This window comes from Streptomyces sp. KLMMK (assembly GCF_036961605.1).
GTDB lineage: Bacteria > Actinomycetota > Actinomycetes > Streptomycetales > Streptomycetaceae > Streptomyces > Streptomyces telluris.
The window spans coordinates 1-17,696 of the sequence record NZ_JBAMDC010000117.1; the positions used below are offsets into that span (position 1 = coordinate 1).

Sequence of the window (17,696 nt, forward strand, 5' to 3'; positions counted from 1 at the left end):
GGGAAGGGGCCGGCCCCGGTGGTCGAGGCCGTGGCGGGCGAGGACGGCGGGGAGGTACCCGGGTGCGGTGGCTGCGGTGTAGTAGGGGTCGAGGGGCGGGAGGCCCGGCCGGGCGGCGAGGTCGGCGACGCGCTGCCGGGCGGCGGCGAAGACGGCCTCCCCGGAGCCGTCGGAGGGCACGCCCTGGCGGGCGGCCCACTCCGGGTCGGCCTCGGGCAGGTGGCCGGCGTCGAGCCGGTCCCAGGAGGCGAGGCAGCCCGAGCCGAGGAAGTGGTGGTTGCCGAGGGACTCGCGGATGCCGAGGTCGGTGAGGACGGCGGTGGGGATCCCGCGGTGGAGGGACTCCAGGGCCGCGGTGGAACTCACGGTGACCAGGAGGTCCGTGCGGTCGAGCACCTCGCCCATGTGCCCGTAGACGAGACGGCAGTTGGTGGGGAGCCCGCCGGGCAGGCGCAGGGCGAGCTTCTGGTACGGGAGTTCCTCGATGTGTGTGGTGTGCTCTCCGGGCTTGCTGCGGAGTTTGATGAACACCTCGCGCTCCGGGTGCGCCCGGGCGTGCGCGACGGCGCGCCGCAGCAGATAGGTGCGGTCGGCGCGGCTCTCCGGCACGGAGGGCTGGGCGGCGAACACGACGGTGAACGAGCGCACTTGATCGCGGGCGGGGCCGTTCCGGTCGCCCAGGAACGGCAGCGCCCACTCGGTCACGCACGACGCGTCCGCACCCACCCCCTCGTAGACCTCGCGGAAACGGGCGGCGTCGTGCGGGGAGTTGGCGAGGACGAGGTCGGCGCCGTGGCGCAGCAGCAGCCCGTCGGCGAGCTTCTCGTAGACGACGCCCACGTAGCCGGTCACCACGACGGGCCTGCGGGGTTCCCCCTCCCAGGCCGCGGCGAGGCCGTGCACCACGGCCTGGACCGCGCCGCCGACGCAGGCGAGCACCACGACGTCGCAGCGGTCGCGTCCGGCCGAGCGGACGAACTCGGCCCCCGTGACCTCGGCGATCTCGGCCGCGGCCACGCCCACCTCGGTGAGCTGGCGGGCGGTGGGGGTCGCGCGGCCTCTCAGGAGGCGCCCGTCGAGCCGTGCGCCCGGGGCGAGGCGGTGCGCGGTGAGCGCCCCCCATTTCCACCGGGTGTCGGAGTCGGCGAGCACGGCGATCCGCAGCGGAGGTTCGGTACGTGATGGCACGTCGCCGACGATAGAAATCCATTCCGTTTCGTTGCCCAACGCGAGGGCAACAGCCGGTAAACAGCACACCGACGATCGGCGAATCGGCCCGGGAGCGGGCCGGGTTCATCATTCCGCCGCGCTTCGTTCACCTCCGCGCCCGCCCGTGGACAAGACGAATGCCGGGTGGCCGCCTAATGTCGCCGGGGTGGTCAAGCTCTCCGTCATCGTCCCGTTCTTCAATGTTCAGACCTTTGCGCCCGATGTGCTGAGAAGTCTGCGTGCGAATGCCCGCGAGGATTTCGAATTCATTCTCGTGGACGACTGTTCGACCGATGGCACGCCGGCGCTCCTGGAGCGCGCCGGGCGCGAGCTGCCGGGCGCCGTGGTCGTGCGCCACGAGCGCAACGGCGGCCTCGCCACCGCCCGCAACACCGGGCTGGACGCGGCACGCGGCGAGTACCTGACCTTCCTCGACGGCGACGACTGGCTCGCGCCCGGCTACTACGCGCAGCTCGTCTCGTTCACCGAGGAACTGGACGTCGACTTCGTCCGCACGGACCACGTGCAGTGCACGGGCCGCACCCGCACCGTGCAGCGCGTGCCGCACGGCCGCCGCGGGGTGGTGCTCGACCCCCGCGGCGCGATCCTGCCGGCGGACCGCTCGACGTCCGTCGACTATCCGTACGCCTGGGCCGGCATCTACCACCGGCGGCTGCTGGACGCCGGCCTGCTGCACTTCACCGACGGCCTGCGGACGGCCGAGGACCGGCCCTGGATCTGGCGCCTGCACCGCGAGGCGCGGACGTTCGCCGTGGCCGGGCTGCTGGGCGTCTTCTACCGGCGCGGAGTCGCGACGTCGCTCACCCAGATCGGCGACGTACGCCAGCTCGATTTCCTGCGCGCATTCGATCAGGTCATCGAGGAGACGGCCCGGGATCGGGACGCGGAGGAATTCCTCCCGAAAGCCGTTCGAACATATTGCGCAATCATTGCCCATCATCTGACGAATATCGAACGTTTTGAGCCGCAGGTGGCCCGTGCATTGCGTACGAAGAGCGCGTCCGCACTGCGCCGACTGCCACCGGAACTCGTCAAGGACGCAGTGAATTCCATGGACTACGACCGTGCGATCCGCTTGCGGAGGCTGAGGCGACGACCGGGCGGGGGGCCCGGTGCTGCGGGTGCTGCGGGCACCGGTGGGGCTGCCGGGGCCGGCGGGGCGGCCGCCTGATGCCCGCGCGCCACCGCACACAGATCTTCCTCGCGTCCACGCTCTACGGAGCCGCGACGCTCGCCGCCGCCCTGGACGCCGGGTGCTTCACCCCCGCCGACCGCCGGCTGCTGCTCGTCGCCAACACCGCCGCCGTCCCGGAGACCACCCCGGCCCTGGACGCAGCCCCCGGCTTCGAGCGGCTGCGCAGCCGCTTCGACGGCGTCCTGTCCTGGAACGACGCGATCCGCCCCTTCCACCCGTCCGGCTGGTCGCCGCGACCGGACGACACTCCCCTGTGGGAACGCCACCTGCGGCTGCTGTGGGACCTGGGCGACGACGACGTCTCCCTCGCCGTCGAGTCCCTGCAGGTCAGCCCCGCGCTCGCGATCGTGCAGTGCTTCCCCGACGCACCGCTCGACGTCTACGCCGACGGCCTCATGAGCTACGGCCCCACCCGCAACAAGCTCGACCCGCTGATCGGCACCCGCGTCGGGCGGCTGCTCCACCTCGACCTCGTACCCGGGCTGCGGCCGCTGCTGCTCTCGGAGTTCGGCGTCGCGCCGGAGATCGTCCCCACGGAGGTCTTCACCAAGGTGCTGTCCGAGCTGGCCGACGCCGCACCCGTCCTCGACGCCCCCGAAGGCGCCGCGCTGCTGCTCGGCCAGTACCTGTCGGCGCTCGACATCCTCACCCCCGAGGAAGAGGAACAGCTGCACGTGCGAATGCTGCGCGGCGCAGCCGGGCGCGGCCACCGCGACCTCGTCTTCAAGCCCCACCCGGCGGCACCGGCCCGCTGGTCGCAGATGCTGGAGGAGGAGGCCGGCCGGCTCGGCGTCACCCTGACCGTCCTCGACACACCCGTCCTGGCCGAGGTCGCCTACCAGCAACTGCGCCCGGCCCTGGTGACCGGCTGCTTCTCGACGGCCCTCCTGACGGCGACGGCCTTCTACGGCCTCCCGGCAGCACACACGGGCACGGACCTCCTCCTGGAACGCCTGAGCCCGTACCAGAACAGCAACAGGGTGCCGGTGACGTTGGTGGATGCCACGCTGCCTGTGCTCGAGAGCGCGTCCGGGACCGGCGTTCCGCAGGGCGGGACCGATCTCAACGGCCTCCTGGCCGCGGTCGGCTTCGCGATGCAGCCCCGGATCTACCCGGACCTCCGCCCCGCCGCGGAGCGCTACCTCACCACACACCTCACCCCCCGCACCCGCCGCTACTTCAAGCGCCGCCGCCTGACCTCCCTGGCGCTGCCGGGCGCGGTCCCGTCGCAACTGGGATTCCTGCCGCGCAACCCGACCGTACGGAAGGTGGCCCGGAGGGCGCGGGCTCTGCAGCGGAGGCTGTCCAAGGCGAAGACGCCGGCCAGGACGAGGGTGACGACATGACGGCCCCGGCACTCCCCCGGCAGCGCCGCGAGACCCCCGAGGGACAGCCGGCGCCCTTGGAGGCCGCCCCCGGCGGCAGCCGCCTCCGCGCCCTGGACGCCCTCCGCATCATCGCCGCCCTGATGGTGGCCCTCTACCACTACGGCGGCCGCGACGGCGACGTGAGCCGCGCATGGGGCGCCTCGCCGCGCCACGAATTCCCCACCCTGTCCGGCGCGTTCGCCTACGGCTGCCTCGGCGTCGAGATCTTCTTCGTCATCAGCGGCTTCGTGATCTGCATGAGCGGCTGGGGACGCCCCCTGCGCTCGTTCTTCGCCTCCCGCGCGGCCCGCCTCTACCCCGCGTACTGGGCGGCGATCCTGCTGGTGACCGTCGCGTTCGCGCTGCCGTGGGTCGCGTACAGGACGGTTTCGTTCAGCGACGCGCTCGTGAATCTGACGATGCTGCAGCAGCCGGTGGGCGCGCAGCGCGTGCTGGGCGTGTGCTGGACGCTCTGGGCGGAGCTGCGGTTCTATGCGCTCTTCGCGTTGTTCGTGGTGCTGCCGGGGGCGACGCGGCACCGGGTGGTGCTGTTCTGCGCGGTGTGGACGCTGGCGACCGTGGTGACGACGGCCTCGCACGTGGAGTTCCTGCGGGTCGTGGTGATGCCGGAGTACTCGTCGTACTTCATCGGCGGCATCGGCCTGTATCTGGTCCACCGCTTCGGGCACGACCTCCTGCACTGGGGGATCGTCGCCGTGAGCTTCCTGGTCGGGCAGCACTACGCGGTGGCGGGGCTGTGGCACCCGCCGAACCCGCACTACTTCTCGTACCGCTCCCCGTACGTGATCGTGGCCGTCCTGGCGCTGGGCTACGCGGCCGTGGCGGCCGTCGCCCTGGGCAGGTTCCGCTGGGCGAACCGGCGCTGGCTGACGGTCGCGGGCGCGCTGACATACCCGTTCTACCTCGTGCACGAGCACCTGGGGTGGGTGGTGATCGGCGCCCTCCACCGGAGCCTCGGCATCCCCTCGTACGCGACGCTCGGCCTGACCGTCGCCCTGATGCTGGGCCTGGCGTGGCTGCTGCACCGTTGTGTGGAACAGCGGCTCACGCCCGTGCTGCGCAGGTCACTCGACCCCGGGGGAACTCCCGGCGGATCCCCTGGCGGACGGCGGTAGCAAGGTCGCCTCGATGCCGGCGACGACGGCGTGCAGGCCCTCCTCGAATCCGGCGTCGAGGTCGTTGAAGAACGCCTCTCCTGCCTCTACGGCCAGGGGGTAGTCCTCCAGCCTCAGGGCGCGCTCCGCCAGCTCGTACGCGGGGTCGCGCTCGCCGCCGGGGACGGGGTAGACGGACTGCTCCTCTATCACGTACCCCATCGTGTACGTGTTGACGGTGAACCAGGCGCGGGCGGCGGCCTTCGGGGTGAAGCCCGCTTCCACGATCACCTGCATCATCTCCTCCACCGGGCTCGCGTAGCCGGTGTCGGTGAAGCGCGTGCCGCTGAAGACCCTGGCGCCGTCGCGGTAGCCGAGCAGGGAATCGCGGACCACGCGGGCCGAGCCGGCCAGGAAGCCCTGCCATGTGCCGGTGTCGACGTCACGGAGGGATCCGGCCATACGCCGGAACATCTCCGTGGCCATCTCGTCGAGCAGCTCCTGCTTGTTCTTGAAGTGCCAGTAGAGGGCCGGGGCCTGGACGCCCAGCTCCTTGGCGATCCTGCGCAGGGTCAGGCCTTCGAGGCCCACCTCGTTGAGCAGGCGGAGTGCGGTTTCGGCCACTTGGGCGCGGTCGATGCGAGTTGCCACCTTGACAGCTTAACGGCGTTCAGTTCAGGCTGGGCACAGCGCGAACTTAACAACGTTAAGGGGGATTCTCGTGGACACCGCAGCACTGGACACCGCAGCACTGGACGCCGGGGCACCGGGGACGAAGGCACTGGACACCGAAGTGCTCATCGCCGGAGCCGGGCCCACCGGTCTCGTGCTCGCCATCGACCTGACGCGGCGCGGTATCCGCCACCGGCTCGTCGAGCGGGACGGGCGCGGATTCCCCGGCTCGCGCGGCACGGGGATACAGCCGCGCAGCCTGGAGGTGATGGACGACCTGGGCACGGTGGAGGCCCTGCTGGCCTCCGGCGGCCCCGTCCCGCCCATGCAGACGTGGGAGGGCACCGAGCGCCTGCGCGAGTGGGATCTCGTCGAGCCCGGCGATCCCTCGCCCGGCGTGCCCTACCCCGATGTGCTGATGTGCCCCCAGTGGCGCACGGTGGAGGTGCTGTACGCGCGCCTCGAAGAGCTGGGCGGCCGGGTGGACTTCAGCACCGAGCTGACGGGATTCACCCAGGACGAGGACGGCTCGGGCGTCACGGCCGAGCTGCGGCGTGCCGACGGCAGGGTGGAGACGGTGCGGGCGGCCTATCTCGTCGCGGCGGACGGCGGGCGCAGCGCCGTCCGGAAGGCGCTCGGCGTGCCCTTCGAGGTCGAGAGCGTCGACGCCCGCGCGGCGCAGATCGCCGATGTGAGGATGACCGGCTTCGAGCAGGCGGGGATCGACCGCGACCACTGGCACATGTGGCCCACGGCTCCCGGCGGGCTCATCGGCCTGCGCCCGCTGGAGGCCTCGGCGGACACCGTCCAGATCATGGCCTTCTGGGCCGACACCGCCTACGAGCCGGATCCGGAGCGCGACGCCACCCCGGAGGCGCTGGCCCGGCTCATCACCGAACGCACGGGCATCACGGGCCTCGTGCCGGAGGAGACCGTCTGGGCGTCGTCCTTCCGGCCGAAGGCCGGCATGGCCGAGCGCTTCCGCACCGGCCGGGTCTTCCTCGCCGGGGACGCCGCGCACATCCACTCCCCCGCCGGCGGGCAGGGCCTCAACACCAGCGTGCAGGACGCCTACAACCTCGGCTGGAAGCTGGGCGCCGTCCTGCGGCACGGCGCGCCGGACGCCCTGCTCGACACGTACGACGCCGAGCGGATGCAGGTGGCCTCCGACGTGCTGGCCCTGAGCACGCGCATGCACGGGCAGGACCGCACGCTCGGCTTCGAGCGGGGCCTGTCGCGGCGCGGCAAGGAGACCCACCAGCTCACCCTCCACTACCGGACGGGCCCGCTGGCGCGCGAGCTGCGCCGGGGCCTGCGGGAGGGGACGGAGGGGGCGGAGGAGGGCGCGCCGAAGGCCGGCCCGGAGGACGTCCTGCGGGCGGGCGACCGGGCGCCCGACGCGCCCTGCACCGACCCCTCGGGCGCACCCTTCAGCCTCTTCGACGCCTTCCGGGGCCCGCATTTCACCCTGCTGGACCTCACCGGGTCGGATGCCGAGGGCGAGCCGGTGGCAGCCGCGGTGGCGGACGTGGAGTGGGTCCGTACGTACCGGATCGGTGGCACCGCGCCGGATCTGGTCGATGCCGGCGGGCACGCCAAGGCGGCGTACGGCACGGGGTTGTTCCTGGTCCGCCCGGACGGCTACGTCGGGCTGGCCACGGACGACGCGGCGGACGTGCGGGCGTATCTGGCGGAGGTGTCGGGAATAGGGGCGGTCCCGGAGATGCACCCCTGAGCGGTGGCACGGGCCGGGCCCACGTCCCACGGCCCACGGCCCACGGCCCGATCGGTCAGGCGGCGTCGTGGTCCGTGGCCGCCCCGGCCGCCGGCACCTTGAGCGTGTAGTCGACCGAGACGGTGAAGCGTCCGGAGGAACCGCGGATCTGCACGGTGTGATTGCCGGGGCGCAGCGGCTCCATCTGCACCCACAGCCCGCAGGCGTGGGTGCGGAAGCTGCCGCCGCCGTCGGTGAGGGGGTTGCCCTCCTCGGCGGTGACCCGTACGGGCGTGGCGTCGTAGCGCTCGGCCCGCAGGGGCTTGCCGTCGAGGGTGGCGGTGCCCTTGGCGGGGGCCATGAACTCGGAGCAGCCGGCCTGATCGCTCATCAGGTTCACCAGCGGGAACGCCACCCGCCGCCCGGCCGGGACGGCGCAGGTGCGCTTGGCGCGTTCGCCGAAGGTGCCGGCCAGGAACCAGACGCCGTCCTTCTGGCCCCGGTCGCACAGGCTGCCGTCCCGGTCCTCGACCGGGTTGGAGCCGCTGGGGCTGGAGGCCGCCCAGGTCCACCAGCGGCCCTGGAGGTCGGAGGCGCCGAGCGGCCCCGCCGCCGCGTCGGGGGAAGCGGGGGCGGTGGCGCCGCCGTTCGGGGTGCTCTTCGCATCCGCGTGTTTCGGGGAGGGGCTGCTCGTGCAGCCGGCTGCCAGCAGGGAGGCGCCGAGCAGTACGGCGACAGGTCTTCCGATGCGCATGCGCGAAGCCTAAGGTCCGATATGTCCATCGGAGTGGCAGCAACGCAGAGCGGGCGGCGCAACCACGGCCGAGAGGAGCAACGGACCGGGGGCCGAGGCCCCCGGCGCGTCAGAGGACCAGCGACAGCAGCAGCACGAACACGAGGGAGACGACGGAGATCACGGTCTCCATCAGCGACCACGTCTTGATCGTCTGCCCGACGTCCATGCCGAAGTATTCCTTCACCATCCAGAACCCGGCGTCATTGACGTGGCTGAAGAACAGCGAGCCGCCGCCGACGGCCAGGACGAGCAGCGCGGCGTGCGTGGTGCTCATGTCGGCGGCCAGCGGGGCGACGAGGCCCGCGGCCGAGATGGTGGCGACCGTCGCCGAGCCCGTCGCGAGCCGGATGGCGACGGCGATCAGCCAGGCCAGCAGCAGGGCCGAGACCGACCAGTCCTTGGAGAAGTCCAGGATCATCCGGCCGACGCCCACGTCGATCAGGGTCTGCTTGAAGCCGCCGCCGGCGCCGACGATCAGCAGGATGCCGGCGATGGGGACGAGGGACTTCTCCACGGTCACGGCGAGCCGGTCGCGGCCGAAGCCGGCGGCGCGGCCGAGCGTGAACAGCCCGACGAGGACGGCGGCGAGCAGGGCGATCAGCGGCGAGCCGATGACGTCGGTGACGCGCTGGACGTGGTTCTCGGGGTCGTCCACGACGATGTCGACGAGGGCCTTGGCGAGCATGAGGACGACGGGCAGCATGACCGTGGCGACCGTGACGGCGAAGCTGGGGCGTCGCTCCAGTTCGGCCGAGGGCCGCTGCGGTATGAGCTTCTCGGGCGGCGTGACGTCCACCCAGCGGGCCGCCAGCCGGGAGAAGAGCGGGCCGGCGATCACGGCGGTGGGCACGGCGATGAGCACGCCCAGGGCGAGGGTGACGCCGAGGTTCGCGCCGATGGCGTCGATGGCGGCCAGCGGGCCGGGGTGCGGGGGCACCAGGCCGTGCATGACGGACAGCCCGGCGAGCGCGGGGATGCCGATGCGCATCAGGGAGTGGTTGCCGCGCTTGGCGACGAGCAGCACCACCGGGATCAGCAGGACGATCCCGACCTCGAAGAAGAGCGGCAGGCCGATGACGCCGGCGATCAGCACGATCGCCCAGGGCATCGAGCGCGGCCCCGCCTTCGCCAGGATCGTGTCGACGATCTGGTCGGCGCCGCCGGAGTCGGCCAGGAGCTTGCCCAGGATCGCGCCGAGCGCGATGAGGACGCCGACGCCGGAGACGGTCGCCCCGAGCCCGGCGGTGAAGCTCGCGATGGCCTTGTCCAGGGGCGCGCCCGCCACGGCCCCGAGCACCAGCGAACCGATGGTCAGGGAGAGAAAGGCGTGCAGCTTGAGGCGGGTGATGAGGAGGACGATGACGGCGATGCCGACGAGGACGGCGATCCCCAGCTGTGCGTGACCCGCCGAAGTGATCGGTTCGGCGGGGGCCGCGGCCAGCATCTCGACGCTGAGAGTGCTCACGGGGCTTCCTTGGAGGGGAGGGTGGAGGGGGGAAGTGGGTCAGAGGCGCCGCAGCGCCTCAACGGCCCGCCGGGCGATGACCTCCGGCCCGGGCTCGACGTCCGCGTCGACGCCCGCCTCGTCCGCGCCGAGCGGTTCGAGGGTCGCGAACTGGGAGTCCAGCAGCCGGGTGGTCATGAAGTGGCCCTTACGGGCGGCCATGCGGCCGGCGATCAGGTCGTGATCGCCGGTGAGGTGGAGGAAGACGAGACCGGGGGCGGCCGCACGCAGCCGGTCCCGGTACGCCCGCTTGAGCGCGGAGCAGCTGACGACCCCGCCGCGGCCGGCCCGGCCCGCGGCCCACGTACCGATGGCGTCGAGCCAGGGGGCCCGGTCGGCATCGTCGAGGGGGGTTCCGGCGGACATCTTGGCGATGTTGGCGGCCGGGTGGAAGTCGTCGCCCTCGGCGTAGGGGACGCCGAGGGCCTCCGCGACGAGCGGGCCGACGGTGGTCTTTCCGGTACCGGCGACGCCCATCACTACGACGACGTGGGGGTATGCCGGACGGCTGCTCATCAGGGCCTCGCTGTCTCCGTTGACGGGGGGTGCGGACACTGAAACGCATTACGTACGACATATTCAAGACTCTGTGACTCAAACGTCATACTTAATTTGCCGCGACCGGGGACCGTAGGCTTGCCCCATGGAAAACCAGGGGCAGGGGCTGCACGGACGCGTGCTGGAGTCCCTCGGGCCCGCGATCACGGCGGGCGCGTACCCGCCGGGCAGCGTGCTGCGCACCGACGAGCTGGAACAGCGCTTCGAGGTCTCGCGCACGGTGATCCGCGAGGCGATACGCGTCCTGGAGTCCATGCACCTGGTCGCCTCCCGGCGCCGGGTCGGCGTGACCGTCCGCCCCACCGAGGAGTGGAACGTCTACGACCCGCAGGTCATCCGCTGGCGCCTGGCCGGCGCGGACCGCCCGCGCCAGCTCCGCTCCCTCACCGTCCTGCGCTCGGCCGTCGAGCCGGTGGCGGCGGGCCTCGCGGCACGCCTCGCCACGGCCGAGCAGTGCGAGGAGCTGACCCGGCACGCCCTCGGCATGGTCGCCACCTCCCGCGGCCAGCAGCTGTCCGCCTATCTGGTCCACGACGTGGCCTTCCACCGGGTGATCCTGCGCGCCTCCGGCAACGAGATGTTCGCCCGCCTGGGCGACGTCGTCGCCGAGGTCCTCACCGGCCGCACCGAACACCAGGTCATGTTCACCGACCCCGACCCGGCCGCCGTCACCCTCCACGTACGCGTCGCCGAAGCCGTACGGGAACGGGACGCGGCCCGCGCGGAGGCCCTGACCCGCGAGATCACGGCGGGCGCGATGGCGGAACTGGACATCCTCGCCCCATAACCCGGATGTACCAGCCGCGCCACAAAGCAACAGGGGTGCGACAAAATGATCGCCACATCGAACGGCCGTCCGTAGCCTGACCTTATGCGCCCCGAGAACGACCACGCCGGCGATCACGACCGCGACCGCACCCCCGCCGCCGACGACCAGCCCCTCTACATGCGCCAGCGCTACGGCACCCGCTGGGTCTACAACCACCGCAACCCGATGGGCCTCGTCCTCATCGTCATCACCCCGATCATCGCCATCGGGGCGCTGCTGCTGATGACGCGGGGCGGACGGTAACGCCTCACGTCCGGCGGGGGTGGGCACTGCCTGCGGGATGCATCGGGGCACGGCTTCCTAACGATGCCGGCCGGGGGCCGGCGGAAAAGCGCGCCCGAAGCCGCCGGCCGGCGCGTCAGCTTTCATGACCGGCGCGCTTGAGGATCTGCGCGATCACGTCGCTCTTGGCGTCTGCATAGTTCTGCATGTACTCCCAGGTCTGCCGTGACAAGGACCGCTTGGTCTCGGCGTACAGCTCGCGGTCGGAATCGTCGCGGCGCAGCCGGTCACGGAAGAGCAGCATCCGGTCGATCTCCTGGCAACCGTCGGACAGCACGTGCAGGTTGGCGGAATCGGCGCCCGGACCGAGGTCGTACTTGCGCAGCACACGGTGCTCGAACCAGCCCGGCTCACGAATGACGAGCTCGAACCCGAGGCCCTCCAAGGCCGGAACGTAGGACGCTTCCTCGGCCGAGTCGGGGACGACCAGCAACATGTCGATGACCGGCTTGGCGGGCAGACCCGGCACGGACGTGGATCCGACGTGCTCGACCCGGCACCCGGTACTGCCGAGCTGTTCGCTCACCAGTGCGGCCTGCTGAGCGAACACGTCAGGCCACCGCGTGTCGTACTCGGCGAGCGTCACCCGACCGTTGAGCTTGGCCGGCGCCCTGACATTCGCCGCCTCGATCTCTTCGACGGTCATGGGCTCACGCGGGTTCGCAGGGCCTTGACGATCCGGTTCCGACACTGTGGCTCCCGTCGTTCAGCGTGGAGTTACGCCACCCATCATCCAGGCCGTGCTCCCGCCTTGAGGGCGCGTATCAGTGCGCCGAGGGCGGGTGGGGTGGTCCGCACCACGGCGGCGGGGGTGTCGCTCTCGCGGAGGGCGAGCGCGTCCCCGATCACGGCGACTTCCACGCAGTCGTTGCTCTGCTCATTTCCCGAGAACGTGGACTTCTGCCACCCACTGTCCATGGGCCCTCCCGCCCTGAGCCTACGTATCAGTGCGGCGAACGCCTCCGGTGGAGCTGTTATCGCTCTGCCGGGCTCGTCGCTTTCGCGGACTGCCACCGCACCAGGCACCTCAGCTACTTCGACGCAGTCATTACCCGGTCCGTTGCCGGAGAAGGAGGATTTCTGCCACGTCACTTGGCGCATCTTTGACCCCTCAGAGCTCGCGCGCGATGTGATGAATGCGGTCTCGCGTCTCCCCGGGCCTCAGGGCCGAGCGCTCGACCGTTCGCCAGCGGTCGCGATAGTGGGCGAGCTGCTCCTCGGCGTCGAGGAAGATGCTGCCGTGTACGTGGTCGATCTGAACGGTGTCCAGCCGCGGGACGGGACCCGTTGCGTACAGCATCGAGTAGCCCATTCCCGCGAAACCCTCGGCGGAAAACGGAACGATGCGGATGGTCACGCCTGGTTGCTCGGACCGTTCCAGTAGGGCGTTGAGCTGATCCCGGGCGATACCCCGGCTGCCGACCAGCACGCGTAGGGCCGCCTCGTGGATGATTGCCGAGTACGGCGGAGGGTCGTCCCGGTTCAGAACCGCGAGACGTCGCCTGCGGAATTCCACCTCGGCGTCGAGATCGGCAGGCATCGCGTCAGGGCTCAGGTAGCTGAACAGAGCCCGCGTGTAGGCGCTGGTCTGCAGCAATCCGGGGACGTGCACGGTCTGCAGGCCCTGGATGCTCGTGGAGTACCACTCCAGGGCTGCAAGGTCCAAGGCTTCGGGTACCACCGCATTCCGGAACTCCTCCCACCACTCCCGTCCCCGGCGTCCCGTCATGGCGATCAGCGCATCCACGTACGCGGAATCGTCACAGTCGTACTGCGCGGCAAGTGCGCACAGCCGCTCTTTGCCGACGCCGAGTCGCGCCGTCTCCATGTGGCTCATCTGCATCGGGCTCACACCGAGCCGGCGCGCAGCTTCACTGGCCTTCATGCCCGCTCGCTCGCGCATCCTGCGCAGCTCCGTGCCCAGCCGGACCTGCCGGGCGGTCGGGTTGTTCCTGGGCGCCATGCCCCAACTCTCCCTGTTCCAAGGTGCCAACGGTCGTCACGATGCCACGACGCACCCCTGCGGGTTAACTCCACCGACTCCGTTGCGGAGGTGCTACCTAGCACCCTACGTTGGGTGTTGCGCAGCTCACACCGTGAGCTTCCCGTCCCGGAAGCGCACCGCCCCGCCCTGCCCCCACGCAGTGGTCCCCGCGGCAACGACACCGGGCGCAAGGTCACTTCACCCCACCCCGCCGGAGGCGACATGCTGCTCCTGCCTGCCCCGAAGCCAGTCCACCTCGCCGCTGAAGAGATCGAGCCGTTCGAGTACCGCCTGCGCGTTCCCAACGACGCCCGCGCCGTTCCCATCGCTCGTGGCGCCGCCCGCGCCGCGCTGGCGGCCCACGGCCTGAGCGAGCTGATGGGGCGCGCGGAGCTGCTGGCGTGTGAGCTGCTCACCAATGCCATCGTGCACACCACCGAGGCCGCCGAGCTCCGTATCTCATGGTCGCAGTGGGAGATGCTCACGCTGACGGCGTGGGACAGCGGCGAACTCCCGCCGGCCCCGCCCCCGGCCCCTCATCCTTACGACGACAACGGCCGCGGCCTGGCCCTCCTCCGTTCGCTCGCCGACAACTGGGGGTACTTCGCCTCGCCTCACGGCTTCACATGCCGTCCCTCCAAGGCCGTGTGGTGTTCGATCACGCGCAGGCCGTCGCCGGGCTCGCATACGTAGGCTCGGGCCGTCGTTCGAACCAACGCTCCGCCGCCTCCAGCTGGGCCGCGAGGGAGATCAGGAGCGGTTCGCTGTGCGCGGGGCCGAGGAGTTGCGCGCCCAGGGGCAGGCGGTCCGCGGCCGTGAAGCCCGCGGGGACGCTCATGCCCGGCCAGCCGAGGACGTTCCAGGGCCAGGAGTACGGGCAGGCAGCGATCATGGTCGCGTCCGTGCGGCTGCTGGAGAGGTCCGAGAGTTCGCCGTTGCGTAGCGGGGGCACGGCGGTCGTCGGGGTGAGGACCACGTCGAAGCGGTCGAAGATCTCTCCGACGCGCCGCCGCAGCGGCTCCTCCGCGGCGCGGGCCACGCGCAGCACTCCGCCGCCCAGGATCAGGCCGCCGCGCGCGTTGACCTTCGTGCGGGCGTCCAGCAGGGCCGGGTCGGGGACGCGCCCGGCCCATTCCCGTACGCCGGACATCGAGCGCGGTACGAAGGTGAGCCCGATCAGCCCGTAGCGCGGTTCCTCCTCGATCACCTCGTGCCCGAGGGAGGCCAGCCGTTCCGCGATGCGGACGGTCGCCGCGGCGGCCTCGGGGTCGAGCCGCTGGCGGGCGGCGGCGAAGGCGGGGCGCAGGGAGAGGGCGATCCGCAGCCGGCCCGGCTCGCGCCCGGCGGCCGCCACCACGTCCACGGGCGGGGGCCGGTGGAGGTCCCCGTCGTGGCTGCCGCTCGCCGCCTGCAGCAGCAGGGCCGCGTCGGCGACGGTACGGGCGAGCGGGCCGTGGCAGGTGATGCCGCGGAAGGCTTCCGGTTCGGGCCAGGTCGAGACGCGGCCCCGCTGCGGTTTGATGCCGACCAGGTGCGTCCAGGCGGCGGGGATCCGGATCGAACCGGCGCCGTCCGACCCGAGCGCGGCCGGTACGAGCCCCGCCGCGACGGCGGCCGCCGCTCCGCCCGAGGAGCCGCCGGGCGTGTGCTCCGTACTCCACGGGTTGCGCGTCACCCCGAACGCCGGGCCCTCCGTGACGGGCCACTGCCCGAGCTCCGGCGTGTTCGTCTTGCCGACGACGATCGCGCCCGCGGCCCGCAGTCGCCGTACGGCCTCGCTGTCCGCCGATTTCGGCGGGAAATCGCCCGCGCAGCCGAAGGCGGTGGGCTCGCCCGCGACGTCGACGTCGTCCTTCACCGCCACGGGGACCCCGAGCAGCGGAAGCCGCTCGCCGGCCTCGCCCGCCGCCAGCCGCCGGTCCGCCGCGTCCGCCTCGGCGAGCGCCGCCTCGGCCCGTACGCGGCGGAACGCGTTGAGCAGCGGCTGCGTCTCCGCGATGCGGGCCAGCGAGCGTTCTACGAGTGCGCGTGACGTGACGTCACCTGCGGCCAGTGCCCGTACCTGCTCGACCAGTCCACTGTCCGTCAGATCCGTTAAGCCCGTGGTGTCTGCCATCGGGTCCCTCCCCCGTGGTTCGGAACTCTTCGTTCCGAATACCGTGAGTGCACCTCTGGCCTCATTTTGTACCCTTCCTCTGGCTTGGGGAGGCGAGAGTGACGTCATCGACGGCGTTGACGGACGAAATACGCGCACTGCATGCGGAGGAGGGGCGGCCGGCTGCGCTGGTCGGCCGGTTCCGCAGGACGGCGGTGTTGGTGCCGTCGGACAGGCAGGGCGGTCAGGGCGGTCAAGACAGTCAGGGCGGTCAGGGCGGTCAGGGCGGTTTGTGGTCCGTCGAGTACGGCGGGATCCGCTGGATCTGCGCGTTCACGGACGAGGCGGCGCTCGCGCGGTTCGCGCTCGCCCAGGGGGCCGCGCCGCGCGTGGACGGCAGGACCGACTGGACGTACCGCACGGTGCTGGGCGCGCGGCTGCTGGACGTGGTCGTGCCGGCCGTCGGCGTACCGGCCGGGGTCGCTCTCGACGTCGGCAGTGAGCATCCCATGCTGTTCCCGCCGGTGGTCGGGATCGTTCCGGATGCGTACGCCGTCAACACGGATGCGGGCACCGGCATTGCGGGGGACGCCGCATGACCGGTACCAGCACCAGCTCCGGCCCCGGCACGGGCAGCGGCCCCGGCGACGGCCTCGCCGCCGACTCCGCCGCGCTCAACAACATCGCCAAGGGCATCAACGGCGCCATCGGCGAACTCAAGTCCATCGGCTCGCCCGGTGACGCGGCGGTCGGCCGCGGCTTCGACGAGCTCGCCCTCAGCGGCGTCGAGCTGGGACACGAGGGACTGGCCGCGACGTTCAAGACCTTCTGTTCCCGGTGGGACTGGGGAGTCCGCGCCCTGGTCCACGACGGCAGCCAGTTCGCGCAGCGCGTGGGGCTCGCCGCGGGCTACTACCACGAGCAGGACGCGTACATCCGGGACACGTTCAAGGTCGGCGTGAACGCCGTGATGGGCAACCCGCACCTCATGGAGGAGGACGTGGAGAAGAAGTCCATGTCCGAGATCCTCGCCGACAACCCCGTCAACGACTTCAGCCACCCGGACTACAGCGCCGAATCGTTCCGCAAGGCTGACGGGAACATCCGCCGGGTCTGGGCCGACACCGCCCGCGACGCCTCCACCGGCGCCGCCAACAGCTACGGCAAGGGCCCGCTCGGCCGCCAGGGCACGGAGGCGGCGAACAAACTCGCCGACAAGCTCGACGGAGGGCGTGCCGGCGAGCCGGAGGGGCGCGACTGATGGGGGTCTTCGATCCGCTGGTCAAGGGTCTCGACAAGGTCGGCGAAGCCGCCGAAAAGGGCCTGGACAAGATGGAGAAGAAGGCGGGTGAGGCCGTCGAGTGGGGCGCGGACCAGGCCGCCAGGGGACTGGACAGGATCGGCGCCCACGACGAGGCGCTCGCCGTCAGGTACCTGGGCGACCGCACCGCCTCGGAGCTCGGCGCCGAGATCAAGGAACAGCAGCTCGGCCGGACCGAGAACCCGCTGGCCCTGGTCCACGGCGAACCCTGGGGCATCGAGGCCGCCGCCAAGCACTTGCGGGCCTTCCACAAGGCCTTCGACACCACGCACTCCGGCCTCCAGCGGGTCCGCTCCGGGGAGTGGAAGGGCGAGGGCGCGAAGGGGTTCGACACCCACTTCGCGCCGGAGCCGAAGAAGTGGGCGCAGGCCGCCGACGCCTGCGAAAGCGCCGCGAGCGCGCTCGCCGCGTACGCGCACACCGTCCGCTGGGCCCAGAAGCAGGCGCTGGAGGCCGTCCGCCTCTACAAGCAGGGCACGAAGGCGACGGAGAAGGCCACCAAGGCCTACAACGACAAGGTCGACGCGTACAACGCGAAGCTGAAGGCGGGCGAGGACCCGGGCGCGCGGCCCGGCACCTTCGAGGACCCCGGCGCCGCCGACATCAAGGAGGCGCACCGCATCCTGGCCGAGGCCCGCAAGCAGCGGAACACGGCGGCGGGCGAGGCGAAGTCCCGGATCGACAAGGCCGTCGAACTCGCCCCGAAGGAACCGGCCTTCCACAACCGCATGAAGGGGGACATCCAGGACTTCGCGGCCGCCTCGAACGTCGAGCTGCTCCACTTCGGCGGCGGTGTCTTCCGGGCCGGTACGGATCTGGTGAAGTTCACCCGCAGCCTCGATCCGCTCGACCCGTACAACGTCACGCACCCCGCGGAGTACATCACCGGCATCAACAACACCGCTGCCGGTCTCGTCTCCCTCGCGTCCCATCCTGAGCGCATTCCGGGGACGCTGCTGGGCCCCGGCTGGGGCTCGGACCCCTCCGAGGCCGCGGGCCGCCTCACCGGCAACTTCCTCATGGGCCTCACCAGC

Annotated in this window: 19 protein-coding genes and 1 pseudogene; 10 read left to right on the forward strand and 10 right to left on the reverse strand. The window is 71.5% G+C overall.

Annotated features, from left to right (window positions below; translation table 11 throughout):
- The coding region (locus V7793_RS18440) for a DUF6716 putative glycosyltransferase (protein ID WP_336007863.1) at nt 1–1,188 on the reverse strand (1,188 nt) is incomplete at its 3' end.
- A gap of 187 nt (nt 1,189–1,375) precedes the next feature.
- Here V7793_RS18440 and V7793_RS18445 point away from each other — a divergent pair.
- The 3 genes from V7793_RS18445 to V7793_RS18455 are packed head-to-tail and all read left to right on the forward strand — an operon-like array spanning nt 1,376 to nt 4,928.
- Nucleotides 1,376–2,401 carry a glycosyltransferase family 2 protein gene (locus tag V7793_RS18445; protein WP_336007865.1) on the forward strand — a complete coding sequence of 342 codons (1,026 nt, stop codon included), beginning with the start codon at nt 1,376–1,378 and terminating at the stop codon, nt 2,399–2,401.
- Nucleotides 2,401–3,771: a polysialyltransferase family glycosyltransferase gene (locus V7793_RS18450; protein WP_336007866.1), complete on the forward strand. Its 1,371-nt coding sequence runs from the start codon at nt 2,401–2,403 to the stop codon at nt 3,769–3,771. Before V7793_RS18445 ends, V7793_RS18450 begins: the two co-directional genes overlap by 1 nt.
- Complete coding sequence (locus V7793_RS18455; RefSeq protein WP_336007868.1) at nt 3,768–4,928, forward strand: acyltransferase family protein; 1,161 nt, start codon at nt 3,768–3,770, stop codon at nt 4,926–4,928. Before V7793_RS18450 ends, V7793_RS18455 begins: the two co-directional genes overlap by 4 nt.
- On the opposite strand, the gene V7793_RS18460 is transcribed toward V7793_RS18455, so the two are convergent.
- The gene (locus V7793_RS18460) at nt 4,878–5,558 is read right to left on the reverse strand and encodes a TetR/AcrR family transcriptional regulator C-terminal domain-containing protein (protein WP_336007870.1); all 681 of its coding nucleotides are present in this window, start codon (nt 5,556–5,558) and stop codon (nt 4,878–4,880) included. The genes V7793_RS18455 and V7793_RS18460 overlap by 51 nt on opposite strands.
- A gap of 70 nt (nt 5,559–5,628) precedes the next feature.
- On the opposite strand from V7793_RS18460, the gene V7793_RS18465 reads away from it, so the two are divergent.
- Nucleotides 5,629–7,314, forward strand: coding sequence for an FAD-dependent monooxygenase (locus tag V7793_RS18465; RefSeq protein ID WP_336007872.1), 1,686 nt, complete (start codon nt 5,629–5,631; stop codon nt 7,312–7,314).
- A 55-nt stretch (nt 7,315–7,369) separates the two neighbouring features.
- Here V7793_RS18465 and V7793_RS18470 read toward each other — a convergent pair whose 3' ends face one another.
- From V7793_RS18470 to V7793_RS18480, 3 genes are all read right to left on the reverse strand, one after another.
- On the reverse strand, nt 7,370–8,047 hold the full coding sequence (locus tag V7793_RS18470; RefSeq protein ID WP_336007873.1) for a signal protein: 678 nt from the start codon (nt 8,045–8,047) through the stop codon (nt 7,370–7,372).
- Between the two features lie 109 nt (nt 8,048–8,156).
- The gene (locus V7793_RS18475; protein ID WP_336007876.1) at nt 8,157–9,554 is read right to left on the reverse strand and encodes a GntP family permease; all 1,398 of its coding nucleotides are present in this window, start codon (nt 9,552–9,554) and stop codon (nt 8,157–8,159) included.
- Nucleotides 9,555–9,593: 39 nt separating this feature from the next.
- On the reverse strand, nt 9,594–10,109 hold the full coding sequence (locus V7793_RS18480) for a gluconokinase (protein WP_336007895.1): 516 nt from the start codon (nt 10,107–10,109) through the stop codon (nt 9,594–9,596).
- A gap of 127 nt (nt 10,110–10,236) precedes the next feature.
- Between V7793_RS18480 and V7793_RS18485 the strand changes: the two genes are divergently transcribed.
- Both V7793_RS18485 and V7793_RS18490 read left to right on the forward strand, forming a co-directional pair.
- Complete coding sequence (locus V7793_RS18485) at nt 10,237–10,938, forward strand: FadR/GntR family transcriptional regulator (RefSeq protein WP_336007878.1); 702 nt, start codon at nt 10,237–10,239, stop codon at nt 10,936–10,938.
- An 84-nt stretch (nt 10,939–11,022) separates the two neighbouring features.
- Entirely contained in the window at nt 11,023–11,223 is a 201-nt protein-coding gene (locus V7793_RS18490) for a hypothetical protein (RefSeq protein WP_336007880.1), read from the forward strand.
- A 115-nt stretch (nt 11,224–11,338) separates the two neighbouring features.
- On the opposite strand, the gene V7793_RS18495 is transcribed toward V7793_RS18490, so the two are convergent.
- From V7793_RS18495 to V7793_RS18510, 4 genes and pseudogenes are all read right to left on the reverse strand, one after another.
- A complete protein-coding gene (locus tag V7793_RS18495; protein ID WP_336007882.1) occupies nt 11,339–11,908 on the reverse strand; it encodes a GrpB family protein in 570 nt (189 codons plus the stop codon).
- Nucleotides 11,909–11,991: 83 nt separating this feature from the next.
- On the reverse strand, nt 11,992–12,180 hold the full coding sequence (locus V7793_RS18500; RefSeq protein ID WP_336007897.1) for a DUF397 domain-containing protein: 189 nt from the start codon (nt 12,178–12,180) through the stop codon (nt 11,992–11,994).
- 24 nt (nt 12,181–12,204) lie between these two features.
- Nucleotides 12,205–12,363, reverse strand: a pseudogene (locus tag V7793_RS18505) (DUF397 domain-containing protein); the annotation flags it as partial.
- 10 nt (nt 12,364–12,373) lie between these two features.
- Nucleotides 12,374–13,225 (reverse strand): helix-turn-helix domain-containing protein, encoded by an 852-nt coding sequence (locus V7793_RS18510; protein WP_336007884.1) that lies wholly within the window; start codon nt 13,223–13,225, stop codon nt 12,374–12,376.
- 243 nt (nt 13,226–13,468) lie between these two features.
- Here V7793_RS18510 and V7793_RS18515 point away from each other — a divergent pair, with 243 nt between their 5' ends.
- Nucleotides 13,469–13,939 carry an ATP-binding protein gene (locus tag V7793_RS18515; protein WP_336007886.1) on the forward strand — a complete coding sequence of 157 codons (471 nt, stop codon included), beginning with the start codon at nt 13,469–13,471 and terminating at the stop codon, nt 13,937–13,939.
- Here the strand turns inward: V7793_RS18515 and V7793_RS18520 are convergent.
- Complete coding sequence (locus V7793_RS18520; protein WP_336007887.1) at nt 13,905–15,362, reverse strand: amidase; 1,458 nt, start codon at nt 15,360–15,362, stop codon at nt 13,905–13,907. The two genes, V7793_RS18515 and V7793_RS18520, sit on opposite strands and share 35 nt — an antisense overlap.
- A gap of 98 nt (nt 15,363–15,460) precedes the next feature.
- Here V7793_RS18520 and V7793_RS18525 point away from each other — a divergent pair, with 98 nt between their 5' ends.
- The 3 genes from V7793_RS18525 to V7793_RS18535 form a co-directional block, all read left to right on the forward strand.
- On the forward strand, nt 15,461–15,940 hold the full coding sequence (locus V7793_RS18525) for an SseB family protein (RefSeq protein ID WP_336007888.1): 480 nt from the start codon (nt 15,461–15,463) through the stop codon (nt 15,938–15,940).
- Entirely contained in the window at nt 15,937–16,602 is a 666-nt protein-coding gene (locus V7793_RS18530) for a hypothetical protein (protein ID WP_336007890.1), read from the forward strand. The genes V7793_RS18525 and V7793_RS18530 overlap by 4 nt, the downstream gene beginning before the upstream one ends.
- The coding region (locus tag V7793_RS18535; RefSeq protein ID WP_336007893.1) for a putative T7SS-secreted protein at nt 16,602–17,696 on the forward strand (1,095 nt) is incomplete at its 3' end. The genes V7793_RS18530 and V7793_RS18535, both read left to right, overlap by 1 nt.

Bases quoted from the DNA above. Each gene is read 5' to 3' on its own strand.
- V7793_RS18450 (WP_336007866.1), top strand. From the start codon at position 2,401: ATGCCCGCGCGCCACCGCACACAGATCTTCCTCGCGTCCACGCTCTAC.
- V7793_RS18455 (WP_336007868.1), top strand. From the start codon at position 3,768: ATGACGGCCCCGGCACTCCCCCGGCAGCGCCGCGAGACCCCCGAGGGA.
- V7793_RS18470 (WP_336007873.1), bottom strand. From the start codon at position 8,047: ATGCGCATCGGAAGACCTGTCGCCGTACTGCTCGGCGCCTCCCTGCTG.
- V7793_RS18480 (WP_336007895.1), bottom strand. From the start codon at position 10,109: ATGAGCAGCCGTCCGGCATACCCCCACGTCGTCGTAGTGATGGGCGTC.
- V7793_RS18485 (WP_336007878.1), top strand. From the start codon at position 10,237: ATGGAAAACCAGGGGCAGGGGCTGCACGGACGCGTGCTGGAGTCCCTC.
- V7793_RS18490 (WP_336007880.1), top strand. From the start codon at position 11,023: ATGCGCCCCGAGAACGACCACGCCGGCGATCACGACCGCGACCGCACC.
- V7793_RS18495 (WP_336007882.1), bottom strand. From the start codon at position 11,908: ATGACCGTCGAAGAGATCGAGGCGGCGAATGTCAGGGCGCCGGCCAAG.
- V7793_RS18500 (WP_336007897.1), bottom strand. From the start codon at position 12,180: ATGGACAGTGGGTGGCAGAAGTCCACGTTCTCGGGAAATGAGCAGAGC.
- V7793_RS18510 (WP_336007884.1), bottom strand. From the start codon at position 13,225: ATGGCGCCCAGGAACAACCCGACCGCCCGGCAGGTCCGGCTGGGCACG.
- V7793_RS18515 (WP_336007886.1), top strand. From the start codon at position 13,469: ATGCTGCTCCTGCCTGCCCCGAAGCCAGTCCACCTCGCCGCTGAAGAG.
- V7793_RS18520 (WP_336007887.1), bottom strand. From the start codon at position 15,362: ATGGCAGACACCACGGGCTTAACGGATCTGACGGACAGTGGACTGGTC.
- V7793_RS18530 (WP_336007890.1), top strand. From the start codon at position 15,937: ATGACCGGTACCAGCACCAGCTCCGGCCCCGGCACGGGCAGCGGCCCC.